Origin of the sequence: Streptomyces xanthophaeus (assembly GCF_030440515.1) — a bacterium.
In the GTDB taxonomy this organism is placed as follows: Bacteria; Actinomycetota; Actinomycetes; order Streptomycetales; family Streptomycetaceae; genus Streptomyces; species Streptomyces kutzneri.
Window position 1 is genome coordinate 7,950,492 of sequence record NZ_CP076543.1, and the last position, 19,937, is coordinate 7,970,428.

Annotated in this window: 18 protein-coding genes and 1 pseudogene; 7 read left to right on the forward strand and 12 right to left on the reverse strand. The window is 73.2% G+C overall.

The window, feature by feature from the left end; all coding sequences use genetic code 11:
• The first annotated feature begins 71 nt into the window (after positions 1-71).
• A complete protein-coding gene (locus tag KO717_RS35880) occupies positions 72-497 on the forward strand; it encodes a subtilase-type protease inhibitor (protein WP_301373906.1) in 426 nt (141 codons plus the stop codon).
• 232 nt (positions 498-729) lie between these two features.
• On the opposite strand, the gene KO717_RS35885 is transcribed toward KO717_RS35880, so the two are convergent.
• Positions 730-1,155, reverse strand: a complete 426-nt coding sequence (locus KO717_RS35885) for a hypothetical protein (RefSeq protein WP_301373908.1) — start codon at positions 1,153-1,155, stop codon at positions 730-732.
• A 260-nt stretch (positions 1,156-1,415) separates the two neighbouring features.
• Between KO717_RS35885 and KO717_RS35890 the strand changes: the two genes are divergently transcribed.
• The gene (locus tag KO717_RS35890; protein WP_301373910.1) at positions 1,416-4,223 is read left to right on the forward strand and encodes an AfsR/SARP family transcriptional regulator; all 2,808 of its coding nucleotides are present in this window, start codon (positions 1,416-1,418) and stop codon (positions 4,221-4,223) included.
• A gap of 19 nt (positions 4,224-4,242) precedes the next feature.
• Here the strand turns inward: KO717_RS35890 and KO717_RS35895 are convergent, their stop codons facing one another.
• A complete protein-coding gene (locus tag KO717_RS35895; RefSeq protein ID WP_301373912.1) occupies positions 4,243-6,270 on the reverse strand; it encodes a HelD family protein in 2,028 nt (675 codons plus the stop codon).
• Between the two features lie 539 nt (positions 6,271-6,809).
• On the opposite strand from KO717_RS35895, the gene KO717_RS35900 reads away from it, so the two are divergent.
• A complete protein-coding gene (locus KO717_RS35900; RefSeq protein WP_301373913.1) occupies positions 6,810-8,027 on the forward strand; it encodes a 4-hydroxybenzoate 3-monooxygenase in 1,218 nt (405 codons plus the stop codon).
• A gap of 122 nt (positions 8,028-8,149) precedes the next feature.
• Positions 8,150-9,901 carry a methyltransferase gene (locus tag KO717_RS35905; RefSeq protein ID WP_301373914.1) on the forward strand — a complete coding sequence of 584 codons (1,752 nt, stop codon included), beginning with the start codon at positions 8,150-8,152 and terminating at the stop codon, positions 9,899-9,901.
• An 89-nt stretch (positions 9,902-9,990) separates the two neighbouring features.
• Here KO717_RS35905 and KO717_RS35910 read toward each other — a convergent pair whose 3' ends face one another.
• The 3 genes from KO717_RS35910 to KO717_RS35920 all read right to left on the reverse strand — a co-directional run bounded on the left by KO717_RS35910 (position 9,991) and on the right by KO717_RS35920 (position 11,643).
• Positions 9,991-10,875, reverse strand: a complete 885-nt coding sequence (locus KO717_RS35910; protein ID WP_301373916.1) for a hypothetical protein — start codon at positions 10,873-10,875, stop codon at positions 9,991-9,993.
• Positions 10,876-10,984: 109 nt separating this feature from the next.
• On the reverse strand, positions 10,985-11,176 hold the full coding sequence (locus KO717_RS35915) for a hypothetical protein (RefSeq protein WP_301373917.1): 192 nt from the start codon (positions 11,174-11,176) through the stop codon (positions 10,985-10,987).
• Between the two features lie 86 nt (positions 11,177-11,262).
• On the reverse strand, positions 11,263-11,643 hold the full coding sequence (locus tag KO717_RS35920) for a hypothetical protein (RefSeq protein WP_301373918.1): 381 nt from the start codon (positions 11,641-11,643) through the stop codon (positions 11,263-11,265).
• A gap of 260 nt (positions 11,644-11,903) precedes the next feature.
• On the opposite strand from KO717_RS35920, the gene KO717_RS35925 reads away from it, so the two are divergent.
• Entirely contained in the window at positions 11,904-12,362 is a 459-nt protein-coding gene (locus KO717_RS35925; protein ID WP_301374959.1) for a MarR family transcriptional regulator, read from the forward strand.
• 107 nt (positions 12,363-12,469) lie between these two features.
• Here KO717_RS35925 and KO717_RS35930 read toward each other — a convergent pair whose 3' ends face one another.
• Positions 12,470-13,141, reverse strand: a complete 672-nt coding sequence (locus tag KO717_RS35930) for a DUF4232 domain-containing protein (protein WP_301373919.1) — start codon at positions 13,139-13,141, stop codon at positions 12,470-12,472.
• A gap of 517 nt (positions 13,142-13,658) precedes the next feature.
• On the opposite strand from KO717_RS35930, the gene KO717_RS35935 reads away from it, so the two are divergent.
• Positions 13,659-14,153 (forward strand): cupin domain-containing protein, encoded by a 495-nt coding sequence (locus tag KO717_RS35935; protein WP_301373920.1) that lies wholly within the window; start codon positions 13,659-13,661, stop codon positions 14,151-14,153.
• Positions 14,154-14,172: 19 nt separating this feature from the next.
• Here the strand turns inward: KO717_RS35935 and KO717_RS35940 are convergent, their stop codons facing one another.
• Positions 14,173-14,562, reverse strand: coding sequence for a hypothetical protein (locus KO717_RS35940; RefSeq protein ID WP_301373922.1), 390 nt, complete (start codon positions 14,560-14,562; stop codon positions 14,173-14,175).
• Positions 14,563-14,671: 109 nt separating this feature from the next.
• On the opposite strand from KO717_RS35940, the gene KO717_RS35945 reads away from it, so the two are divergent.
• Complete coding sequence (locus tag KO717_RS35945; protein WP_301373924.1) at positions 14,672-15,016, forward strand: MerR family transcriptional regulator; 345 nt, start codon at positions 14,672-14,674, stop codon at positions 15,014-15,016.
• 125 nt (positions 15,017-15,141) lie between these two features.
• On the opposite strand, the gene KO717_RS35950 is transcribed toward KO717_RS35945, so the two are convergent.
• From KO717_RS35950 to KO717_RS35970, 5 genes and pseudogenes are all read right to left on the reverse strand, one after another.
• Positions 15,142-15,348 (reverse strand): MbtH family protein, encoded by a 207-nt coding sequence (locus KO717_RS35950; RefSeq protein WP_301373925.1) that lies wholly within the window; start codon positions 15,346-15,348, stop codon positions 15,142-15,144.
• 48 nt (positions 15,349-15,396) lie between these two features.
• Entirely contained in the window at positions 15,397-16,719 is a 1,323-nt protein-coding gene (locus tag KO717_RS35955) for a condensation domain-containing protein (RefSeq protein ID WP_301373927.1), read from the reverse strand.
• 6 nt (positions 16,720-16,725) lie between these two features.
• Entirely contained in the window at positions 16,726-18,123 is a 1,398-nt protein-coding gene (locus tag KO717_RS35960) for a lysine N(6)-hydroxylase/L-ornithine N(5)-oxygenase family protein (protein WP_301373929.1), read from the reverse strand.
• 209 nt (positions 18,124-18,332) lie between these two features.
• A pseudogene (gene argB / locus KO717_RS35965) lies at positions 18,333-19,246 on the reverse strand (acetylglutamate kinase).
• 23 nt (positions 19,247-19,269) lie between these two features.
• Positions 19,270-19,905, reverse strand: coding sequence for an isochorismatase family protein (locus KO717_RS35970; RefSeq protein ID WP_301373930.1), 636 nt, complete (start codon positions 19,903-19,905; stop codon positions 19,270-19,272).
• Positions 19,906-19,937 lie beyond the last annotated feature (32 nt).

Consider the following 19,937-nt stretch of genomic DNA (forward strand, 5'->3'; position numbering starts at 1 on the left):
CAGCCCGCGTTGAGCGCTGCATGAAAGTTCTGGCGCGCCACACAACCTTCGAATCGAAAGTGGGCCTTGTCATGCGTCATCGCTTAGCCACTGTCTCCGCCGCCGCTCTACTCTGCCTCGCCGGCACCGCGGGTCTGGCGGAGGCGAGCCCCGCGAGCCCGCACGGACCCTCCGCGATGGTCCTCACCGTCACCCAGGGGGGCGACGCCGCCACCGGCACGGTCCTGCGGGCGGCCGTCCTCAGCTGTGGCTACACCGCCGAGGGCACGCATCCCGACCCCCGGGCCGCGTGCGACGCCCTCAACGCCACCGAGGGCGAGCTCGACCGCCTGCTGGCCGCTCCGGATCGGGGCCGGGCGTGCCCGAGGCGCCAGGAGCCGGTCACCATCACCGCGGACGGTGTATGGGGTGGTGACCGCGTCGCATGGAAGCACACCTTCCGCAACGCGTGCGTGATGTCCGCGACCCTGAACGGGAACGCCCTCTACGCGTTCTGACGCTCCCGCATCCCGTATTCGGGCATCCAGCATCCCGGCTGCGCGTCGGGGTGCCGGCCGGGGACCGGCAGGCGTGGCACGGGGCCGGCGGCCACCTCGGGGGGCCGCCGGCCCCGGCGGGCCGGAGGTCGGGCATGGGGGGTGGGGGCTGCCGTACCAGGGACACCCCCGTCACGGGCGTACCGTTCTCTCCCTGGGATCGGCGGGTGGCGGCCCGCCGGGGGCGCGCGGGTCAGTTCTGCCAGGGGGTCCAGCTGCCGCTGTTCAGGCGGTGCCGGGACCAGCGCTCACCGTCCATGCCGACGATCGAAATGGTCGGGTTCCAGGTGTTGTTGCCTTCGATGCGGACCCCGCTGCGCACGGTGCCGCCCATGGAGGTCCACTCGCTCCAGGAGCCCCCGGCGTACTGCCAGCGGGTCCACACCGCGAAGTCGGTGCCGACGATGAAGACCTGGCGGTTTCCGGCCGGGTACGTCATCCAGGCCTCGCCGTACTCGCAGATGTAGTCACCGCCGAGGCCGGACACGTGACAGAAGCCGGCAGCGGCGGCGGGCGCCGCCGCCTGTGCCGGGGCGGCGGTCACACCGGCGAGGGCGGCCCCGGAAAGCGCGAGGGTGGTGACCGCGAGGGCGGAGCGGCGGAGGATGGCCAAGGTCATGTGGGTACTCCCCAATCGGGATGACGGAACGACTTGACGCTCCGAACACTTCCACCGGCCGCCAACGATGCTCTAACGGCCTGCTAACGCTCCGCCGGCACCGCACCCGCCTGCCGTGCGTTCGAGAGCGGAATATGCGTTCCATGATTGGCCGAGGCCGTACTCATACCGCCGGAACAATCCGACTTATCCTCGGTCAGGGGCCGTCACTATCTGAACAGAACGGTACGAAGCGGTACGGATCGACAAGGGTGGGGTCTGTGCAGTTCCGCGTGTTGGGGCCGGTCTCCGTGACGACGGCGAACGGAGGTCCGCTCCCGCTCGGCCCTGCCAAGCGCCGGAGCCTGCTGGCCATGCTGCTGGCCCACCCGAACACGCCCGTCGGTGTCGAGCGGCTCACCGAGGCGCTCTGGGACGAGGAGCCGCCGAGGCACGCGCGCACCGTGCTGCAGGGACACGTCTCCCGGCTCCGGGCGGTCTTCGCGCAGCACGACGCGGCCGCACACGGCGTGGAACTCCTCACCCAGGGAGCGGCGTACCGGCTGCGCCTGCCCGAGGTACTCGTGGACGCCCACCGTTTCGAGGAGTCGCTCCGGCTCGTCCGGCGGAGCGCGGACCCCGGCCGGGCCGTGGCGGTCCTCCGTGAGGCGCTGGGGCTGTGGCAGGGGCCGGCGTTCGCCGGGACCGTGCACAGTGCAGCGCTGGAGGCCCCGGCGCAGGCGCTGGAGGAGCTGCGTCTGACGGCGGTGGAGGCGCTGGCGCGTGCGTACGGACAACTGGGTGACCACGGAGCGGCCGCGTCCGTGCTGCGCGCCGAGGCCGCCGCACACCCCTTGCGCGAGCCGCTCGTGGCGCACCTGATGCTGGCCCTGGCCCGGGCGGGCCGGCAGGCGGACGCGCTGGACTGGTTCCACCGCACGCGCAAGCTGCTCGCCGACGAGATCGGCGTCGACCCCGCGCCGGTGCTCACCGACGCCTACCACACCCTTCTGCGCACGGACGCCCACGCCCGTGCCGACGCCCACGCCGAGACCCACGGCCACGGCCACAGCCACGCTCACGCGGACGCCGGCCACGAGAGGGGCCGTCCGCGCGCCGCCGTGCCGCACGAGGCCGCCGCGGGGCCCGCCGTCACACCCCAACTGCTGCCCCGCCGGCCACGGGGCTTCATCGCGCGGCAGGACGAACTCGCCACCCTCGACCGCATCACGACCGGGACGCCGGGCCCCATCGTCACCCTCACGGGCAGTGCCGGCGTCGGCAAGACCGCGCTCGCCGTGCACTGGTCGCACCGCCACCGCGCGGATTTCCCCGACGGCACGCTCTTCGCCGACCTGTGCGGCTTCAGCACCACCCCGGCCCGCGACACCCGCGCCGTGCTCCGCGAGTTCCTGCTCGCGCTCGGCGTCCCGGTCGAACGGATGCCGGGCTCGCCCGTCGCCCTCGGGGCCCGCTACCGCGAACTGACCGCCGGGCGCCGGCTGCTGGTCGTACTGGACAACGCCGTCGACTCCGAGCAGATCCGCCCGCTGCTGCCCGGCGGGGACGAGTGCGTCACCCTCGTCACCAGCCGTGACCGGCTCGGCGGCCTGGTGGCCACCGACGCCGCCCGCCCGTTGACGGTCGGCGCGTTGCCCGCCGCCGACTCGACGGCGCTGCTGGCCGCCGTACTGGGCCCGGAATCGGTCGCGGCGGAACCGGAAGCCGCCGCACGACTGGCCGGTCTGTGCGACGGACTGCCCCTCGCGCTGCGCGTCGCCGCCGCCCGGCTCGCCACCCGTCCGCACCAGGGCCTGGCCTCCTTCGCCGGTGAACTCGCCGACGAGCAGTACCGGCTGGACCTGCTCGAAGCGGAGGACACCGGCGTCGCCGCGGCACTCGGCCTCAGCCTGCGGCATCTGCCCGAACCGGCGCGGCGGCTCTTCCACCACCTCGGCCCGCACACCGGTGCCACGCTCGACACCTGCACGGCGGCCGCGCTCGCCGACTGCCCGCCACCCCAGGCCGCCCTGGCGCTGGACCAGTTGGCCGCGGCCCAGCTGGTCGTCGAGACGGGCCCGCAGTCCTACGTGCTGCACGATCTGGTGCGCCTGTTCGCCCGCAGCCTGGCACCCGATCACGAACCCGCCGGGCTGCTCCGGCTGCTCGACCACTGGGTGCAGACCCTGCTCGGGGCGTGCGCGGCCGCGGAGCCCGGCGGCGAGCCGTGCTGCGCGCTCCCGCCCGGGGCCCGGCGCTCGGACGAGATCCGCCGCTTCGCCGACCGGACGAGTGCGCTCGCCTGGTACTCCGCCGAACGCGGCACCCTGCGGGCAACGGTCGAGGCCGCCGTCGCGGCCGGCCACCACGACCGGGCCTGGCGGCTGGTCCTGCTCCAGTGGCCGCTCATCGTGTGGCAGGTCCGCGACGGCTGGGTGCCGCTGCTCGAACAGGGCCTGGCGTCCGCGGAACTCGACGGTGATCCCGCGGCCCAGTCCCGGGCGTCGGCGCTGCTCGGCTGGGTGCTGTCCGAGGAGGGCAGGCCCGAGGAGGCCCTGACGCGGTTGGAGCGGGCCCCGGATCTCGCCGTACGGGCGGGTGACGTCGCCGGGGAGGCGGTCGCCCGGATCAACCTGGCCGTCGCGCTCATGCGGTACGGAGACCGCGAGCGGCCCGGCGGCCTGCTGGCCGACGCCCTCGCCCTCGCCGAGCGGGAGGGTCTCACCGAGACCGTCACCCTGGCGCACCAACACCTCGCCCAGCACCTGCTGTCGGTCGGCGCCCCGGCCCGAGCCGCCGCACACGCGGCCCGCGGGCTCGCTCTCGCCGCGCCTCCGCTGGCGGCCCCGCGCCGGGTGGTCCTGCGCACCCTGCACGGTGAGGCGCTGGCCGCCGTCGGACGGACCGGCGAGGCCGCACGACAGCTCCACGAGGCCATCCGGGAGGCCCGGGCCAACGCCTACGAGGAGGGCGAGGTCGCCGCGCGGGCCGCGCTGGACGGGCTGTCGGAGCGGGGGCCGGACCGGGGGCCGGACCGGGGGCCGGCGTGGAGCGTGGTCACGCGGGGGCGTTCCGCCCTCGACGGGTGACGACGCGGGCGCCGAGTCGTCAGGCGGGCCGGACGGTGATGGTGCAGAGGCGCTTGGTGGCCCGGGTCAGGGCTACGTACAAGTCCCTTTCCCCACCGGGGCGGGCCGTGATGATGTCCTCGGGGTCCACGACGACGACCCCGTCGAATTCCAGGCCGCGTGCTTCGGACGCCGGCACGATGCGTGCGTGGTGAGCGATGCCCTGGGCCGTCAGCTCGCTCACCCTGGTGTCCGCGCAGATCACTCCCAGAAGCTCGCCCGGGTGCGCGGTGCTCTGGGCGCGGAGTTCCGAGACGACGGCGGCGACCAGCCCGTCCGGAGGTGCGGTCACGGTGCGAGGGATCTCACCGCTTCGCAGTGACCGTGTGGGCTTCTGGTCCGGAGCGATCCGGGTGAGCAGGTCCCGGACGCTCTCCAGGATCTCCTGCGTGGTGCGGTAGCTGACGGTCAGGTCGTGCAGTTCGAACCGCGGTCCGACGTGGGGGCTCAGTGCTCCCTTCCAGTCGCGTGCTGTCGTGACCGGGCCTGCCTGGGCGAAGTCACCCACCAGCGTCATCGCCCTTGCCGGGCAGCGTCGGACGATCATCCGCCACTGCATGGAGGTCAGTTCCTGCGCCTCGTCGACGACGACGTGCCCGTACGTCCGCTCGGGGGGACCGTCGACCAGGCTCGCCGCCTCGTCCAGCAACGGCACATCGGCATCGGTCCACGGGTCGTCCGGCCCACCCAGCAGAAGGGACCGCTCCTGCGCGCTCAGGCGGGGCAGGTGCTCGGCGAGAGCGCCGGTGTTCGTCAGGAGCGCCTTCACGAGGTCACCGGGTGTCAACCGCGGCCACAGCACCTCGACCGCCCGGTCGACGCCGGCGTCGTCGAGGAGATCGGCCCGGATGGCGTCCAGGTCCAGCTCGTGGGCCGGACCCGCATCGGCAGCACCTTCGGCACGGCGCTGGGCGGCTCCCGTGAACCGGTCGAGGTCGATGCCCGTCATCCTTTCGGTATCGGCGTCGATCTGCTCCAAGAGGTCGCCCATGTCCCGTTGCATCGCGTCGGTGACGGCATCGATCAAGAGCTCTTTGAACACCTGGCGCGCGGGGTTGTGCCCCGGTACGGCTGCCACGGCGGCGACGCGTGCCGTGGCGACTTCCTCGCCGGAGAGGTGAACCAGTTCCTGTCCGACCCGCACGGTGAAGTCACCGGCGGGAGCCTGGTGTACGCGCAGCAGGCCGGCCAAGGCGTCGGCGAGGTCGGAGCTGCCCTTGAGACGGGCCGTATCGAAGGGGTCCACCGCGTCCGTCGACACTCCGGCCAGTTCCCGGCAGGTCGCCAGAACGACGTCGTTCTCTCCGAGCGAGGGAAGGACCTGGGAGATGTAGTCGAGGAACCGGGCGTTCGGGCCCACGACCAGGACACCCTCCTGCGCGGCGCGCGGGAACGCGTACAGGACATAGGCCGCCCGGTGCAGGGCGACCACCGTCTTGCCGGTGCCGGGCCCGCCCTGCACCACGGTTACCCCGCGGTGGGCGGAACGGACGATCTCGTCCTGCTCGGCCTGCAGCGTCGCGACGGCCGCCTGCATGCTGCCCGTACGCCGTGCCGACAGAGCCTCGGTCAGCGGGCCGTCCCCCACGACGTCCTCGTCGGTCGGGGCGGTCCCGTCCAGCAGTTCGTCGCTCACCGAGACGACCGTGCGCTCCTGGAGGCGCAGGTGCCGGCGCCGCCGCAGGCCCATCGGGTGGACCGGTGTCGCCTCGTAGAAGGGCCGCGCCGCGTTCGCGCGCCAGTCCACGAGCAGAGGCAGGTCATCCTCCTCCGTGTGCAGTCCTATCCGCCCGATGTGCAGGCCCGTGCCGTCCGTCCAGTCGATGCGCCCGAAGACCAGCCCTTTCTCGGCGCCCTCCAGCCGGCCGATTTCCTTGGCCAGACGCTCGGCGGCGATTTCTCTCTCGTATGCCTCACCGGCGCTTTCCGCCGGGGCCTTCAGCACACCCGCTCGGTGTGCTCGCGCCTCGGAAATCCGCTCGGCGAGCAACTCATATAAGGAGGACACATAATCCCGCTCCGATTCAAGCGCACGCACGACGGGACCATTCATTTTCGACAACAGGGGGCTCCTTCGATTCGAGCCATACCATATGATCAAGGTCCCCCGAAAGGAAAGTCTTGACTTACTTGGTGAGTCATGGCCCTGCGGCTGAACCCATGACGGCCGACCGTATGGCATGCATTCCGATGTTCCGCATATCGCATTGCGCTCCCGTTGTCCGTCTGCCTTATGGGCGGGCTCGCCCTCGCATGCCGGCAATGTTTTGCCACGCTCGGGAAAAGGGGGAGGGACCGGCCAGGCGGCCGACGCATCCGATGACCGAGGCCCCGTGGCAAGGGGTCCGACGGCCTGGCATGCGCCGGAGCGTGCGGGAGAGTGCGCCCGCCTTCGCACGCCCGGAGCGCACCACCGACCCGCTGCGGAAGCGGGTCCCGGCCCCGCTGTGATCCGGCAGGAGTGCCCAGGGCGATTGTCACTCTATTCCCGCCTAGGGATGATTCAGGTAGGTGTGTGGATCTTCGCATGCTTATGCTGCACCCGCTATGACGGAAAGTCAGACCTCTCGCACGTTATGGGAATCAGCCGATGTGGTCGTCCTCGGAGCCGGACCCGCCGGGCTCGTTCTCGGAATCCTGCTGCACACCGCCGGGATCGACTGCGTCATCCTGGAGCGTGCCTCCCGCACCCATGTCCAGACCCGGGCCCGCGCGGGGTTCCTCGCCCCGAACACCGTGCGGATCCTGGACCGCCACGGCCTCGCCGACGGCCTGCACCGGCACGGCCACCGCCACGGCACGTGCGAGTTCCGCACGGAGGAAGGCCGGTTCCGCCTCGACTACGGTGCCCTCGGCCAGGGCGGGCAGCATCACGTCTACCCGCAGCAGAACCTGGTCACGGACCTCCTGAACCACTACCTCGGCCTCGGCGGACGCATCCGCTTCCGCACCGAGGCGCTCGCCGTGCACGGCACCGACGGCACCCGGCCGTCCGTCACGACACGCGAGCCCGACGGCCGGCCCACCCGGTGGACCGCCCGGTACGTCGCCGGCTGCGACGGCCGGTACGGGGCGGCCCGCCGCTCGCTGCCGCCGGGCGCCGTCCGCCACCACCGGTACGACCACGGGGTGACCTGGCTCGGCCTGCTCGCCGAGGCCCCCGCGAGTCTGGACGCCGTCGGCTACGCCATCCACGACCAAGGCTTCGCCGGACACATGGCCCGCACCTCGGACGTCACCCGCTACTACCTCCAGTGGCAGCGCGGCACGCCCGCCGACGCCTGGTCCGAGCAGCGCGTCTGGGACGAGCTCGACGTCCGGATGCGCGCAGCGGACCACGGCCCGCTGCGCCGGGGCAGACTCCTGGAACGCGGGGTCTTCGACCTCACCTGCGACGTCGTCGAACCACTGCGCCACGGCCCGCTCTTCCTGGCGGGCGACGCGGCGAGCCTGCTCGCCCCGGCCGCCGCGAAGGGCGCCAACCTCGCGGTCCTGGAGGCCGAGATCCTGGCCGAAGCACTCGCCGACGCCCTCTCCCGGGGCGACACGGCAGGACTCGACAGCTACTCGGACCGGTGCCTGGCGCACATCTGGCGGGCGCAGGAGTTCACCGGGTGGATGACCCGGCTCCTGCACGCGACCCCCGACCGGGACCAGGACGGCGGATCGTTCTTCCACGCCGCCCTGCAGCGGTCCCGGCTCGCTTCGCTGCGTACCTCGCGCATCCACCAGGACTGGTTCGCCGAGAACTACGTCGGCGTGTGACCGCCGCGGCGGCCCGCCCCCGTACCGCTACCCCGCCTCACCGCTCCCACCTTGCCCCACCCCCTCCCCACCGCTTCGCCCTGCCCTGCCCAGCCCCGTACCGGCCCGAGGACACCCCCACGATGACGACGACCCTCCCCGACGAAACGTTGCTCCTGGACGACACCGCCTGCCTGCGCGCGGCGGCCCGGTTCGTCCGCGAGCACGACAGTGCCGCCCTGCTCCCGCTCCTGCTGCCCGGCCTCGGCGGCCCGGACCTGCAGGCGCTGGCCGGGCACTGCCGGTTCGCCCACGCCGGGCTGCTGCTCTTCCCGCCGGACGCGGACGGCCTGCGGAACCAACTCGCCGACTGCGGACTGGCCGTGGACACCCCCTCCCACCCCAGCGTGGTGGTCCGCGAACGCCTCGCCCGCCGCCACCGGCGCGACCCGGCCGACCTCGACGTCCGGATCCTGCGCCCGCAGGTGCTCGGCTCCGACGGTGAACGGCGCGCGGTCGAGGTGTTCGCCCTGACGGTGCCCCCGCACTCGGACCTGGAACCGATCGCGGCCTACGAACGCACCCGCCGGCACGAGGCGCACCTCGCCTTCGAGGTCGAGCACCCCGAGCCGCTGGCCCTGCGCGGCCTGTGCGCCATCCTCGCCCGGCACGGCGCGCGGCCCGACGGCGGCGGCTACAACCCGCACGAGGACGGCACCGTCCTCTACTTCACCCTCCCCGACGCCGCCTGCGCCTACGAGCGCCTGGAGCTCTACGCACGGGGCGACCACCGGGACACCCTCGCCGCCCACCTGGACCACCCCCGCCATGACGCGCGACAGCCCGCTGAAACGCTCCTCCACCTCCTCACCGGCGCGTGGACCACACAGGCACTCGCCACGTTCGCCCGGCTGGGCCTGCCCGACGTCATGGACCCCCGCACCCCCTGCCGCACCGAGGACCTCGCCCGGCTGACCGGCAGCCACCCGCGGGGTCTGGGCGTACTCCTGCGCTACCTCGCCATGCTCGGCGCCGTCACCCAGGACCCCGGCCAGGAGAACGAGGAGGACGGATTCCGCCTGACCGAACTCGGGGCCCTGCTGCGCGCGGACACGCCCGGGTCCATGCGACCGCTGGCACTGATGTACGGAGACCCGTTCTACCGCTCCTTCGGCGGCCTCGACCATGCCGTGCGGACCGGGCAGCCGGCGTTCGACCACCTCTTCGGCGAGAACCACTTCGACCACTTCGCCCGCGATGGCGAACTCGCCGCCCTCTTCGACCGGTCCATGGCCGCGAGTTCACGGATGTTCCGGCCGCTGCCCGCCCACCCGGTGATCACCGCCGCGGCCCAGGCACCCTCGGCCGCGACCGTCGTGGACGTCGCCGGAGGGAACGGGGAGCTCCTCGGCCGCGTCCTCACCGCACACCCGCGCCTGCGCGGTGTCCTCCTCGAACGCCCGCACGCCGTCGAAGCCGCCCGCCGGCTCCTCGACGCCGCGGGCTGCGGCGCGCGCTGCGACTATCGCACGGGCGACTTCGCCGACGTGCCGCCCGGCGGCGACGTCTATGTCCTCTCCCGCGTCCTGCACGACTGGGACGACGACCGCTGCCGCGAGATCCTGCGCCACTGCGTCCGCGCGATGCCCGAGCACGCGGACCTGCTCGTCGTGGAACGTCTTCTGCCCGCGGACGGTTCCCCCTCCCTGGCCACCGCCTGGGACCTGCACATGCTGTGCAACGTCGGAGGCCGCGAACGCCGCGCCGACCACTACGCGCGCCTGTTCGCCGAGGCGGGCCTCCATCTCGTCGGCCACCGGCCCCTGCCGCTGGACGCGCATGTGCTGCACGCCCGCCGGGCGGGCGCACCGTACCCCGCCGCCCGACGGAGCTGACCCGGCGACGCCTCCCCGGGGCGGGAGCAGGCGGCCCGCCCCGGGCGAGGCGCGAAGGACCGCCGGCGGGAGTTCCGGCCGGGCGTCCGTCAGCGGTACGGCGTGTGCCGCTCCGGCGGGAGCGCCCGGTGGATCACGCGCAGGACGAAGGAATCCGGCGGCCGCCACACGTCCCGGTCGGCGAACGGCCATGCGTAGACCGGGGATCCGTCGCGGACGCAGTCCAGCAGGCCGGGCGCTTCGAGCTCGTGGGCCGACCACTCGTACAGCTGCTGCAGTCTCGGCGCGATCACCCCGAAGTCGAGCATGCGGCCGAATCCGATCTCCCTGTCGAGGTAGGACCGCACCGTGTCGTGGAGCGGGTACTCGTCGGGGAGCACCCGGGACAGCTGCAAGAAGATCCCGGTCATCTCCACCCTCGGATCGCCGAGGAACGGGGCGAGCGGACGCAGCCGGCCGAGGGCGATACGCGGGGCCGCGACCAGGGCGTGCGCGTAGAGGACGCGGCAGAGGACGACGTTCATGAAGAACCGCTCGGTCTCGTTCTCCGCCTCCGCGAGGTCGCGGTGTTCGAGGTAGGCGGCGACCACGCTCCCGTTGTGCGCCCGGTACCAGGCCCGGGCCGTGGGGTGGTCGGCGAAGGACAGCCAGTGGTCGGCCGCGCGCGAGGAGGCGGGCCCGGGAAGCCCGCCGCTCAGGCCCACCGCCTCGCAGCCGTCACGAAGGATGCGCTCGTTCACCGCCCGCCACCACGGACTGCCGGGCCGGTCGGCGAACGCCGGCTGCAGCACGCCCCGCCGCACCTGCCAGCGCATGAACGACATCGCCGCCCGGCGGAACGGCAGGTGCCGGGGCGCCTTGCCGAACGGCCCGTAATAGCAGCGCTCCATCAAGGCCATCCGCCCGGCGGGGTCGTCGCGGACCGCGGCGACCTGCTGCCCGGCCCAGGCCGCGGCCGTGATCTCGGACATCATGACCACAGCGTCGCACAGACCGGCCACGCCCATGCCGTACGCCGCGTCCCCTCGAGGGCAGGGTCAGGCGGCCGCGGCGAGCACCCCCAGGCGGCGGTCCCGGCCGACGTCACGACAGGCACGGCCCGCGAGCCGCCGCCTCGGCCAGGGTCAGCACGGTGCCCTCGTCCGGCAGCCAATCCAGCAGCCGGCACAGCAGCAGCGTCCCCGCACCGGACGGCACCGGGTGGGTCTGCGGTACGAGTTCCACCCGCGGCAGCACCTCCGGATCGAGGATCCGCCCACCCAGGACGGCCAGCACAGCCCGGTGAACTCCTTGACGAGCGCGCCCACGACCGTGCAGGCACCGCTGCCCGACGCGCCGAGGACGCCCACCGCCGACCAGCATCAGGCGCCGGCCACCCCGGTCGAGACCCCGCGGGCCTCGTCCTCGATCGCGGTACGGGGCCGAACCACCGAGGCGCACATCGGTGCGCAGAGCCTCCGCCGGCGTCTCGCCGGACGCCGTCCGGCAGCCGTTCGCACCCGAGCGCAGCCGCTCGGCGAGCCCCGCCGTGCCCGGGCGCCGCGCAGGTCGTACTCCTCCGACGAGTGGTCGTCCTCGACCAGTTCCTCGCCCACCGGCGTGAGCCGGTACCCGTCCTCCGCCACCGGGCCCAGGATGACGGCCACGCGGATCGCGAGCCCCGGCGCCGGGTCGGTCAGTTCGTGGAGCCGGCCGTGCGCGACCTCGGCCCGCCGCCAGTAGCCGGTGACGTGCGTCCGCACACGCGGAACCCCGGTCCACCGGCCGGTGCCGCCGGCCGATCGCGGGCAGCGCCGTCTCGTCGCCGATCACCCACAGCCGGTCCGCGCCCTCGGGGTGGCCGTGTCCTTCACATCCGTCCGGCAGATCCGGCCCCGGATCCAACCCGCGGACCACGGCACTGCCACCCCGCGCGCCATCAGGACTGGACCTCAAGTGAGCTTGAGATCCTACGGTGTTGTGCGCAGGTGATCTCGAAGTGAGCGAACGGAGCGGATCCGCCATGGAGTACTCGCACAACGACGCCGAACTGGTTCGCCAGCCCATCGGCTACTGGAGCTGGGCCGCCTCCGACGCGGTGGTCACCCGGATCAGGGCCGTCCTCGCCGGAATCGGCACCACCCAGCCGCAGGCATGGATCCTGGACCGGATCGCGCGGGCCGAGGTGCCGCCGAGCCGCGACGGGGTGACCGGGGTGCTGGGCGGCTACGCGGCCGCGGGGGTCGACGACCTCGACGAGGAGATCGACGCCACCATCGGCCGCGGCTGGGTCACGCAGGACGCGGACGGACGCCTCGAACTCACGGGCGAGGGAGAAAACTTCCACGCCCGGGTGGCCGCGACTCAGGCGCAGCTGTGGCAGGAGCGCCACCGGGACATCCCGGACGAGGAGTACGTCATCACGCTCAAGGTCCTGCAGCGGTTCATCCACAACACCGGAGGCCACGCCTGGCACCACTGACGACGTCCGGTACGCGCCGGGGCCCGCCTCCTCCAGGAGACGGGCCCCGGCGGAGGGCCTTCGCGAGGAGCGGGGCGAGCTGCTCGACCGCCCACGGGGCGTCCGGATCAGCCGCCCTGGCCGGCGCTTCCCACCGGGCCGACCTTCACCGGGGCGCCGCCGCCCTCCGTGACCGGCAGCGTGCCGGTGCCCGGCCAGGCGAGGGTGACCGACCTGGTCTCGTCCGGCGGAGTCACCACCAGCCCCGTGACGCGGACGCCGGAGCCGCCCGAGGTGTTGAGCGGGTAGCTGATGCCGAAGTAGGTCGACCCACCCTTCTTGAGGACGGCCGTGTCGGCCTGCTGCCCCGTGCGCTGCGCGGACAGCGAGCCCGAGTCGGTCTTCAGGTCGACGCCCGCGTACCCGGAGATCGTGCAGTCCCGGGTACCGCGGTTCTTCAGCGTCACCGCGACCGTGCCGTTCTCGTCGCCGCCGATGGTGCGTTCCGCCGCCGTGATCGCCAGCTCGTCGGTCCGGCACTTGCCGACCTTGCCGCTCGCGTCGGAGCCGGTCCCGGCGCCGGCCGTACCCTTCCCGTCGGAGCCCGTCCCCTGCGAGGGCTTCCCGCCGCCCTGATCCGAACCGCCCCCCGAAGGCGAGGCAGCGCCGGACGGGGCGGACGCGGTGGTCGAAGCCGACGGGGTGCTCCGCGCCGCCCCGTCGTCACCGTTCTGGCAGGCCGTGAGCGAAAGGCTCGCGGCGACGGCCACGGTGGCGAGGGTCAGCTGGTGAACGCGCATCGTTTCTTCCTCAGGATCGATCGGACGGTGGGAGGTGCGGGCGGTCGGTACGGGTCGGCACGGGTCGGTACGGGAGAGCATCTCCGATCAACAGGAGTCGCCCGGCCCGTACCGCCGTTCCACCCGGCCGCCCACCCGTACCTTCCTGTTACACGTACCGACGAACCCGACACGCCCGCAGCCGCCCGGGGCGCGCCTGCGACCGGCCGGTACGGCGGTTTCCGTCGCTCCTGGGCACCCCTACGAGTCGTCGTGCGCCGGGACAGACCCGTGACCCGGCAGATCTTGACCCCAACGGGTGGTGTGCCTCCCCAACCCGCCTTCGCCCGGACCCGAAGGGTGTCAGCCTGTGGGGGAGGACCGGCCGTTCCGCCGCGTCGGGCGGGCCGAGCGGCACACGTCCTGACGCTCGGGCGACCGCTGCGTACCCCGGTGGTTGGTGCGGACACCTACCGAAGTGATCTCATGGGCGATCACGAGGTCGGCAGAGCGGCCGAACACGCGGGAAGGACATGTGGTGGTCGAGCGGGAAGCCGTGGGTGTCACGGTCACGGGTTTGGTCGAGGCCGCCGCGGACGGCCAGAGCGGCGCCCTGTGGCGACTACGGCACAAGGGCCGACAACTCGACGCGAATCTGGTGCGCCTGCTGCCCGGCGGCCAGATCGCCGTACACCGGGAGCCCGAGGTGGACGTCCTGCTCACGGTCGTACAGGGCGGCGGTTCCCTGACCCTGGACGGCGCCGAGGTGGACGTCGTACCCGGCTCCCTCACCCTGCTGCCGCGCGGCTCCGCCCGCTCGCTCCGCGCCGGCCCCGAGGGACTGGTGTTCCTCACCGCGCACCGCAGACGGGCCGGCATGGCCATCGGCCGGCCGCCCCGCACCGAACCCCGCACACCGCAGTGCCCGCTCCACCTCGTCTGCGAGCAGTGCCACCGGCACGCCATCGAGGCCGACGCCCGGTACTGCAGCTGGTGCGGCACCCGCCTCGTCCCCCGGGCCACCACCGGCTGACCCCCGAAGCGGTGGACCCCTACGGGAATCGCGCCAGGGGCGCGTCCTGGGCGAAGAAGGCCTTGGCGCGGATCGCCGCCCGCTCGTCGTCGCGCACCTGGCCCGGTCGGGAGCCGTTGCCGAGCAGTACCCCGCCGAAGTGCATCCGCATGTAGGCCGCGGTGTGGTGCAGGCTGGTCACCAGCCCCTCGGCGCGGGCCTCGTCGTGGTCCGCCATGGCCGTCACGCCCCACAGGGTCCGGCCCGCCATCCGCTCCTGGAAGTCCGGCAGGTCCGACCCGGCCAGGTCCACCCAGTGCTGCCGGGTCCCGGCGGGCAACTGCTCGGCGGCCTGCCGCGCGAGGATCTCGGTGTTCCCCTCGGAAAGGGAGCTGCCGAGGACGAAGAGGAACGAGCGGTCGTCGGACATGAACATCACTCCAGCGGTGCGCGGTCGGGCCGGCGGAATGCCCGCCGGCAGGGGCGACGTCAGACGTTGACATCAATGTGAAGGTCAACCGGACGCAGAGGTACGGCACATGCTGATCGGCGAACTGTCCCGGCGCACCGGCGTCAGCTCCCGGCTGCTGCGCTACTACGAGGCGCAGGGGCTGCTCGACGCGGAGCGCGGCCCGAACGGATACCGCGACTACACGGCGGACTCCGTGGCCGCCGTGCGCAAGGTGCGCGCCCTGCTCGCGGCCGGCCTGTCCACCGAGGTGATCCGCTCGGTGCTGCCGTGCGTGCGGGGCGAGGGGGTGCGCTTCGCCTGGTGCGAGGAGATCCGGTCCGTCCTCGACGCGGAACTGGCCGCCATGGACGCGCGCATCGAGGGCCTGCGGCACAGCCGTGCCACCCTGGCCTGCTATCTGGAACAGCCCTGAGCCCCGCCCCCGGGGGAGCGGGGTGGGGCTCAGGGGGAGCGGGGCACGGCCTCAGGCGGTGGCCGCCGGGGGCCGCTGCCGACCGGCACGGCTTCGTACCGGCCGGCCCCGGAGGGCCCCCGGGATCAGCTCCTGGCGATCAGGCCGGCGGGTCGCATGTCGGTCCAGTGCGTCTCCGTGTACGCGGCGCAGCCCTCCCGGCTGTCCTCGCCGTGCACGACGGTCCAGCCCGCGGGCACCTGCGCGAAGGCGGGCCAGAGCGAGTGCTGGTTCTCGGCGTTCACGAGCACGAAGTAGCGGGCGTCGTCGTCCTCGAACGGGTTGGTGGCCATGGTGTCTCTCCTTGGTCGATGACCGGCACGGTCGGTTCGGGCAGGGGATCAGGGGTGGACGGGGGAGGTCCGCAGGGTGGCGACCGGTACGTCGGGGGCGCGGCAGAGCGCCGCCAGGTCCTCGGTGAACAGGGCGGCGAACCGGGCCGGTTCGCCCTCCTCGTAGAGCGCCGGGTTCATGTCGAAGTCCAGCCGCAGCCGGCCGCCGGGGCCCGCCGCGGCGGACACGGCCAGGTCGTCGACCGGCCCTGAGGCAAGGCTGACGACCCGGCCGGGGATTGCGCCGAAGTCCAGCTCCGTCTCGAACGGCCGCAGGTCGACCAGCGGCCCGGGGACACGGCCGCCCCCGTGCTCCGGCCACAGCTCGCGCGCCAGCTCCTCGCCGCGCAGCCGCTGGTGACGGCGGAGCAGGGTCAGCTCACCGGCCGCCGCGCGCAGCAGCGACCGGAAGGTGTCCGCCCCCCGGACCGGCAGCCGCACTGGCAGGACGTTCACCGCCGTCGCGGGCACCCGTAGCGTTCCCGGGCCGGTCCGCGCCGCCACGTACACGGCGAGCACGGCCTCGCGCACGCCGGCCTGCGCGGTCAACCGCACCGCGGTCGCGGCGAGCACGGCCTCGGCCCAGGTGACGCGCGCGGAGCGGGCGGTGGCGCGGACGGCCGCGCTGTCCGCCGCGCCGAGGTGCACGGTGTGCCGCCGCGCGGTGTCCTGGGCCGGTGCCGCCCGTCCGGCGGGGGACACGGGCGTGGGGCGGTCGGCGTACCGCCCCGTCCAGTACCGCCGGTCCGCGGCCTGCGCCGCCGAGCCGGTGTAGGCGCGGTCCGCGTCCACCAGTACGGAGACCGGCGCGAAGGGGGTCGGGCCGGGCGGACGGCCGTCCACCAGGGCCGTGTAGACCTCGGCGATCCGTCGGCTCAGCAGCGCCACTGCGTACCCGTCGACCGCCAGCAGGTGGAAGTACTGCACCAGCAGATGGTGTTCGGGGCCGACCCTGACGAGCAGCGCGCCGGTGAGGTCGGGTGCGACGCCGGTGCCCGCCGGGTCGGCGAGCAGCTCGGGCCGGGGCGGGCAGGCGAGCTGGTCGCGTACGAGAGCGACGGCGGCACCCATCGGGTCGGCGGCCGCGGAGGTGTCCAGGCGCGGCAGGCCGCCCCGGGGCATCGGCCGGGAGCGGAGCCAGGGAGCCTCGTCGAAGGTGCGGAGCACGGCCTCGTCGAGCGCCGCCGTGTCGAGCGGGCCCACGAGCTCGATGTACTGGCCCACGTTGTGGCCGGCGTACGAGGGATCCGCGTTCTGCGCCGCCAGGATGTGCGCCTGCGCCGCCGTGAGTCCGGCGGGCCCGGCCGCCGCGGGGGGATCCGTGCGCGGCACGGCCGCTCAGCCCCGGTGGGCGGGTACGCCCTCGGCGGCGGCCGCCGCCCTGGTCGCCAGAGCGGCCCGCACCTCGCGCTCGGCGACGCGCAGCAGCAGGGAGTCGCAGATCTCGCCCGAGCGCACGGCCAGCGTGGACAGCAGGGAGGCGGTGATGCCGTGGGTGTGCTCGGCGGCGGCGCCCTGGACGTAGATGCCGGCCCGGACGCGGTCGGTGGTCTCCACCCGGTGGTCGCGGCCCACGCGCAGTCGGCCCTGCCCGTCCGTGAGGCACTCCCCGGCCAGGTCGCCGAGCAGCTCGGCCGGCTCGGTGGGCCGGTAGCCGGTGGCCAGCACCACCGCGTCGCAGTCGAGGGTGAGGGTCTCTCCCGTGGTGAGGGAGCGCACCACGGCCCGTGCCCCGTCGGGGAGTTCCTCCACGGCGGTCAGGGCGGTCGCGTTCAGGATGCGCAGCCGTTCGGTGCCGGCGACCTTCTCCTGGTAGACGGTCCGGTACAGCTGCTCGATCAGATCACCGTCCACCACCGCGTAGTTGGTGTTGGCGTGGTAGCCGAGGAGCTGCTGCTTGACCTCCTCCGGGGCGCTGAAGAACTCGTCGACGGCGGCCGGGTCGAAGATGCGGTTGGCGAACGGGCTGTCGTCGGCCGGGCTGTACCCGTACCGGGTGAACACGGCGCAGACCTCGGCGTCCGGGAAGGTGCGGTGCAGGTGGTCGGCGGTCTCGGCGGCGGACTGACCGGCGCCGACGACGACGAACCGGCGATGGGGACGGACCGTCAGTTCCGGTGCGAGGTGCAGCAGGTCGCGGTTGTGCCAGATGTGCGGGCCGGTGTTGATCCCGTCCGGGACGCGGGGCCGCAGCCCGGTCCCCAGCACGAGGTTGCGGGTGCGGGTGGCGCGCTGCGGCCCGGTCCCGGACGTGGGCCTGGTGATGACGTCCAGCTGGTCCGCGGCGCCGGGCGGGCCTGCCGGGCGTACCTCGACGGCCTCGGTGGCGTAGTCGACCAGCCCGCCGAAGGGAGCGGCGCACCAGCGGAAGTAGTCGTGGAACTCGAGGCGGGTGGGGAAGAAGGACTTCTGGTTGATGAAGTCGGCCAGCCGGTCCCGGTCCTGCAGGTAGTGCAGGAAGCTGAAGGAGCTCCCCGGATCGCGCATCGTCACCAGGTCCTTCAGGAAGGAGACCTGCATGGTGGCCCCTTCGAGGAGCATGCCCTGGTGCCATCCGAAGTCGTCCTGGCGCTCGATGAACGAGGCCCGGATCGCCTCGGCGGGGGCGCGTCGGCCGTTGTGCTCCCGGATCGCTATCGCCAGGGCCAGGTTGGCCGGCCCGAAGCCGATGCCCACCAGGTCCCTGATGTCCGGGAGAGCGTCCCCGGGGGTGGAGCTCGCGTGCGGTGCGGACATGCCCATCCTTCCTCGGTCCTACCCCATTCAGTTAGGTAAGGCTGGCCTAACATCTCTGACAGGTCGGAAGCTGTCAAGTCGGACCCGTGACTGTCTCGAACCGCACCAACCCAAGTGCTGGTGAATGGAGTTGGGTACACGGAAGGCCCCGGGGTCGTAGCGGCTCCGGGATGGGATGGGGTGGGGTGAGGGCCGGGGTAGGCCGGCTCTCACCCGGTTCGGTGGGGGAGGTGCTCCTCGTCCGGCGGGCCGTCGGGCACCACCGTGGTGCCGGTGTGCTCGTCGGCGAAGGCTTCCAGGACCAAGGCGTGCGGAACCCTGCCGTCCAGGACGTGCGCCATCCGTACCCCGGAGCGCACCGCGCGCAGGCAGCCCTCCATCTTGGGCACCATGCCGCCTGTCATGGAGGGCAGCAGTTCCGCCAGTTCACCGGCCGTGAGCCGGTCGATGATCTCCGTGCTGTGCGGCCAGTCCGCGTAGACGCCCGCGACGTCGGTGAGCATCACCAGCTTCTCGGCGTCCAGCGCCTCGGCGAGGGCGGCCGCCGCGAGGTCCGCGTTGATGTTGTAGACGCTGTCGTCGTGCGCTCCCCGGGCGATGGGGGAGATCACGGGGATGCGGCCGCGTTCCAGCAGCCCCGTACGGTGTCGGGGTCGACGTGCACGACGTCGCCCACCAGGCCGATGTCCACCTCGGCGCCGTCCACCACGGCCGGCCGCCGGACGGCGGACAGGGTGCGGGCGTCCTCGCCGGTCAACCCCACGGCGAAGGCCCCGTGACGGTTGATCAGGCCGACGATGTCCCGTTGGACCTGCCCGGCCAGCACCATGCGGACGACGTCCATCACCGCGGGGGTCGTCACCCGCAGTCCCGCCGCGAACCGGACCTCCAGCGCGAGCCGTTCGAGCATCGCGCTGATCTGGGGGCCGCCGCCGTGCACGACGACAGGCCGGAGCCCCGCGTAGTGCAAGGACACCACGTCCTGGGCGAACGCTGCCTTGAGCTCCTCGTTCACCATGGCGTTGCCGCCGAACTTGACCACGACCGTGCGTCCTTGGAACGGCTCCAGCCACGGCAGGGCCTCGATGAGTGTGCGCGCCCGGGGCGCCGCCTGTCCGCTCATGGGGTGAGGTGTGCGGTCGTCATTCAGGCTTCCAGTCCGTCGATGAGGGTCGTGGTGGTGTGGACGACGGCGCCCCGCGCGGCCGTCCAGCGCAGGGCGAGCGCGTGCTCCTCCGCGGAGGTGTCCGCCACCGCGTCGGCGACGACGAACGGCTGGATGTCGTTCATGAACGCGTCCGCCGCGGTGAGCAGCACACCGGAGTGGGCGAAGACACCGCACAGGATCAGCTGGTCCCGGCCCGAGGTGCGCAGGATGCGCTCCAGGTGGCTGCGCAGGAAGGCGTTGTGCCGCGCGGTGGCGATCACGTGCTCTCCCCGGCGCGGGGTCAGCTGCTGCGTGATCGACACGTCGCGGTCCGCCGCCACCGGTTCGGTCTCCATCTCGGCCGCGAGGCCGCGCTGTTCGGGGCGTTCGCCCGCCGGTACGGTGCTGAACACGACCGGGAGGCCGAGCCGCCACGCGGACCTGCGCAGGTCGGTGATGTTTCCGATCAGGTCCACCAGGGGTGAACGATCGCGGGGGAAGGGCCGGAGCAGGTGGTTCTGCATGTTGTGTATCAGCAGAGCGGCCCGGTCGGCGTCGACGGACCAAGGTGCCACGGAGTGCGGCACGAGGTCCTGGGTGGGCATGGGATACGGATCGATGGTCACAGGGCCCACGGCTGGATCTCCTTGTCACCGGCGCTGCGCGG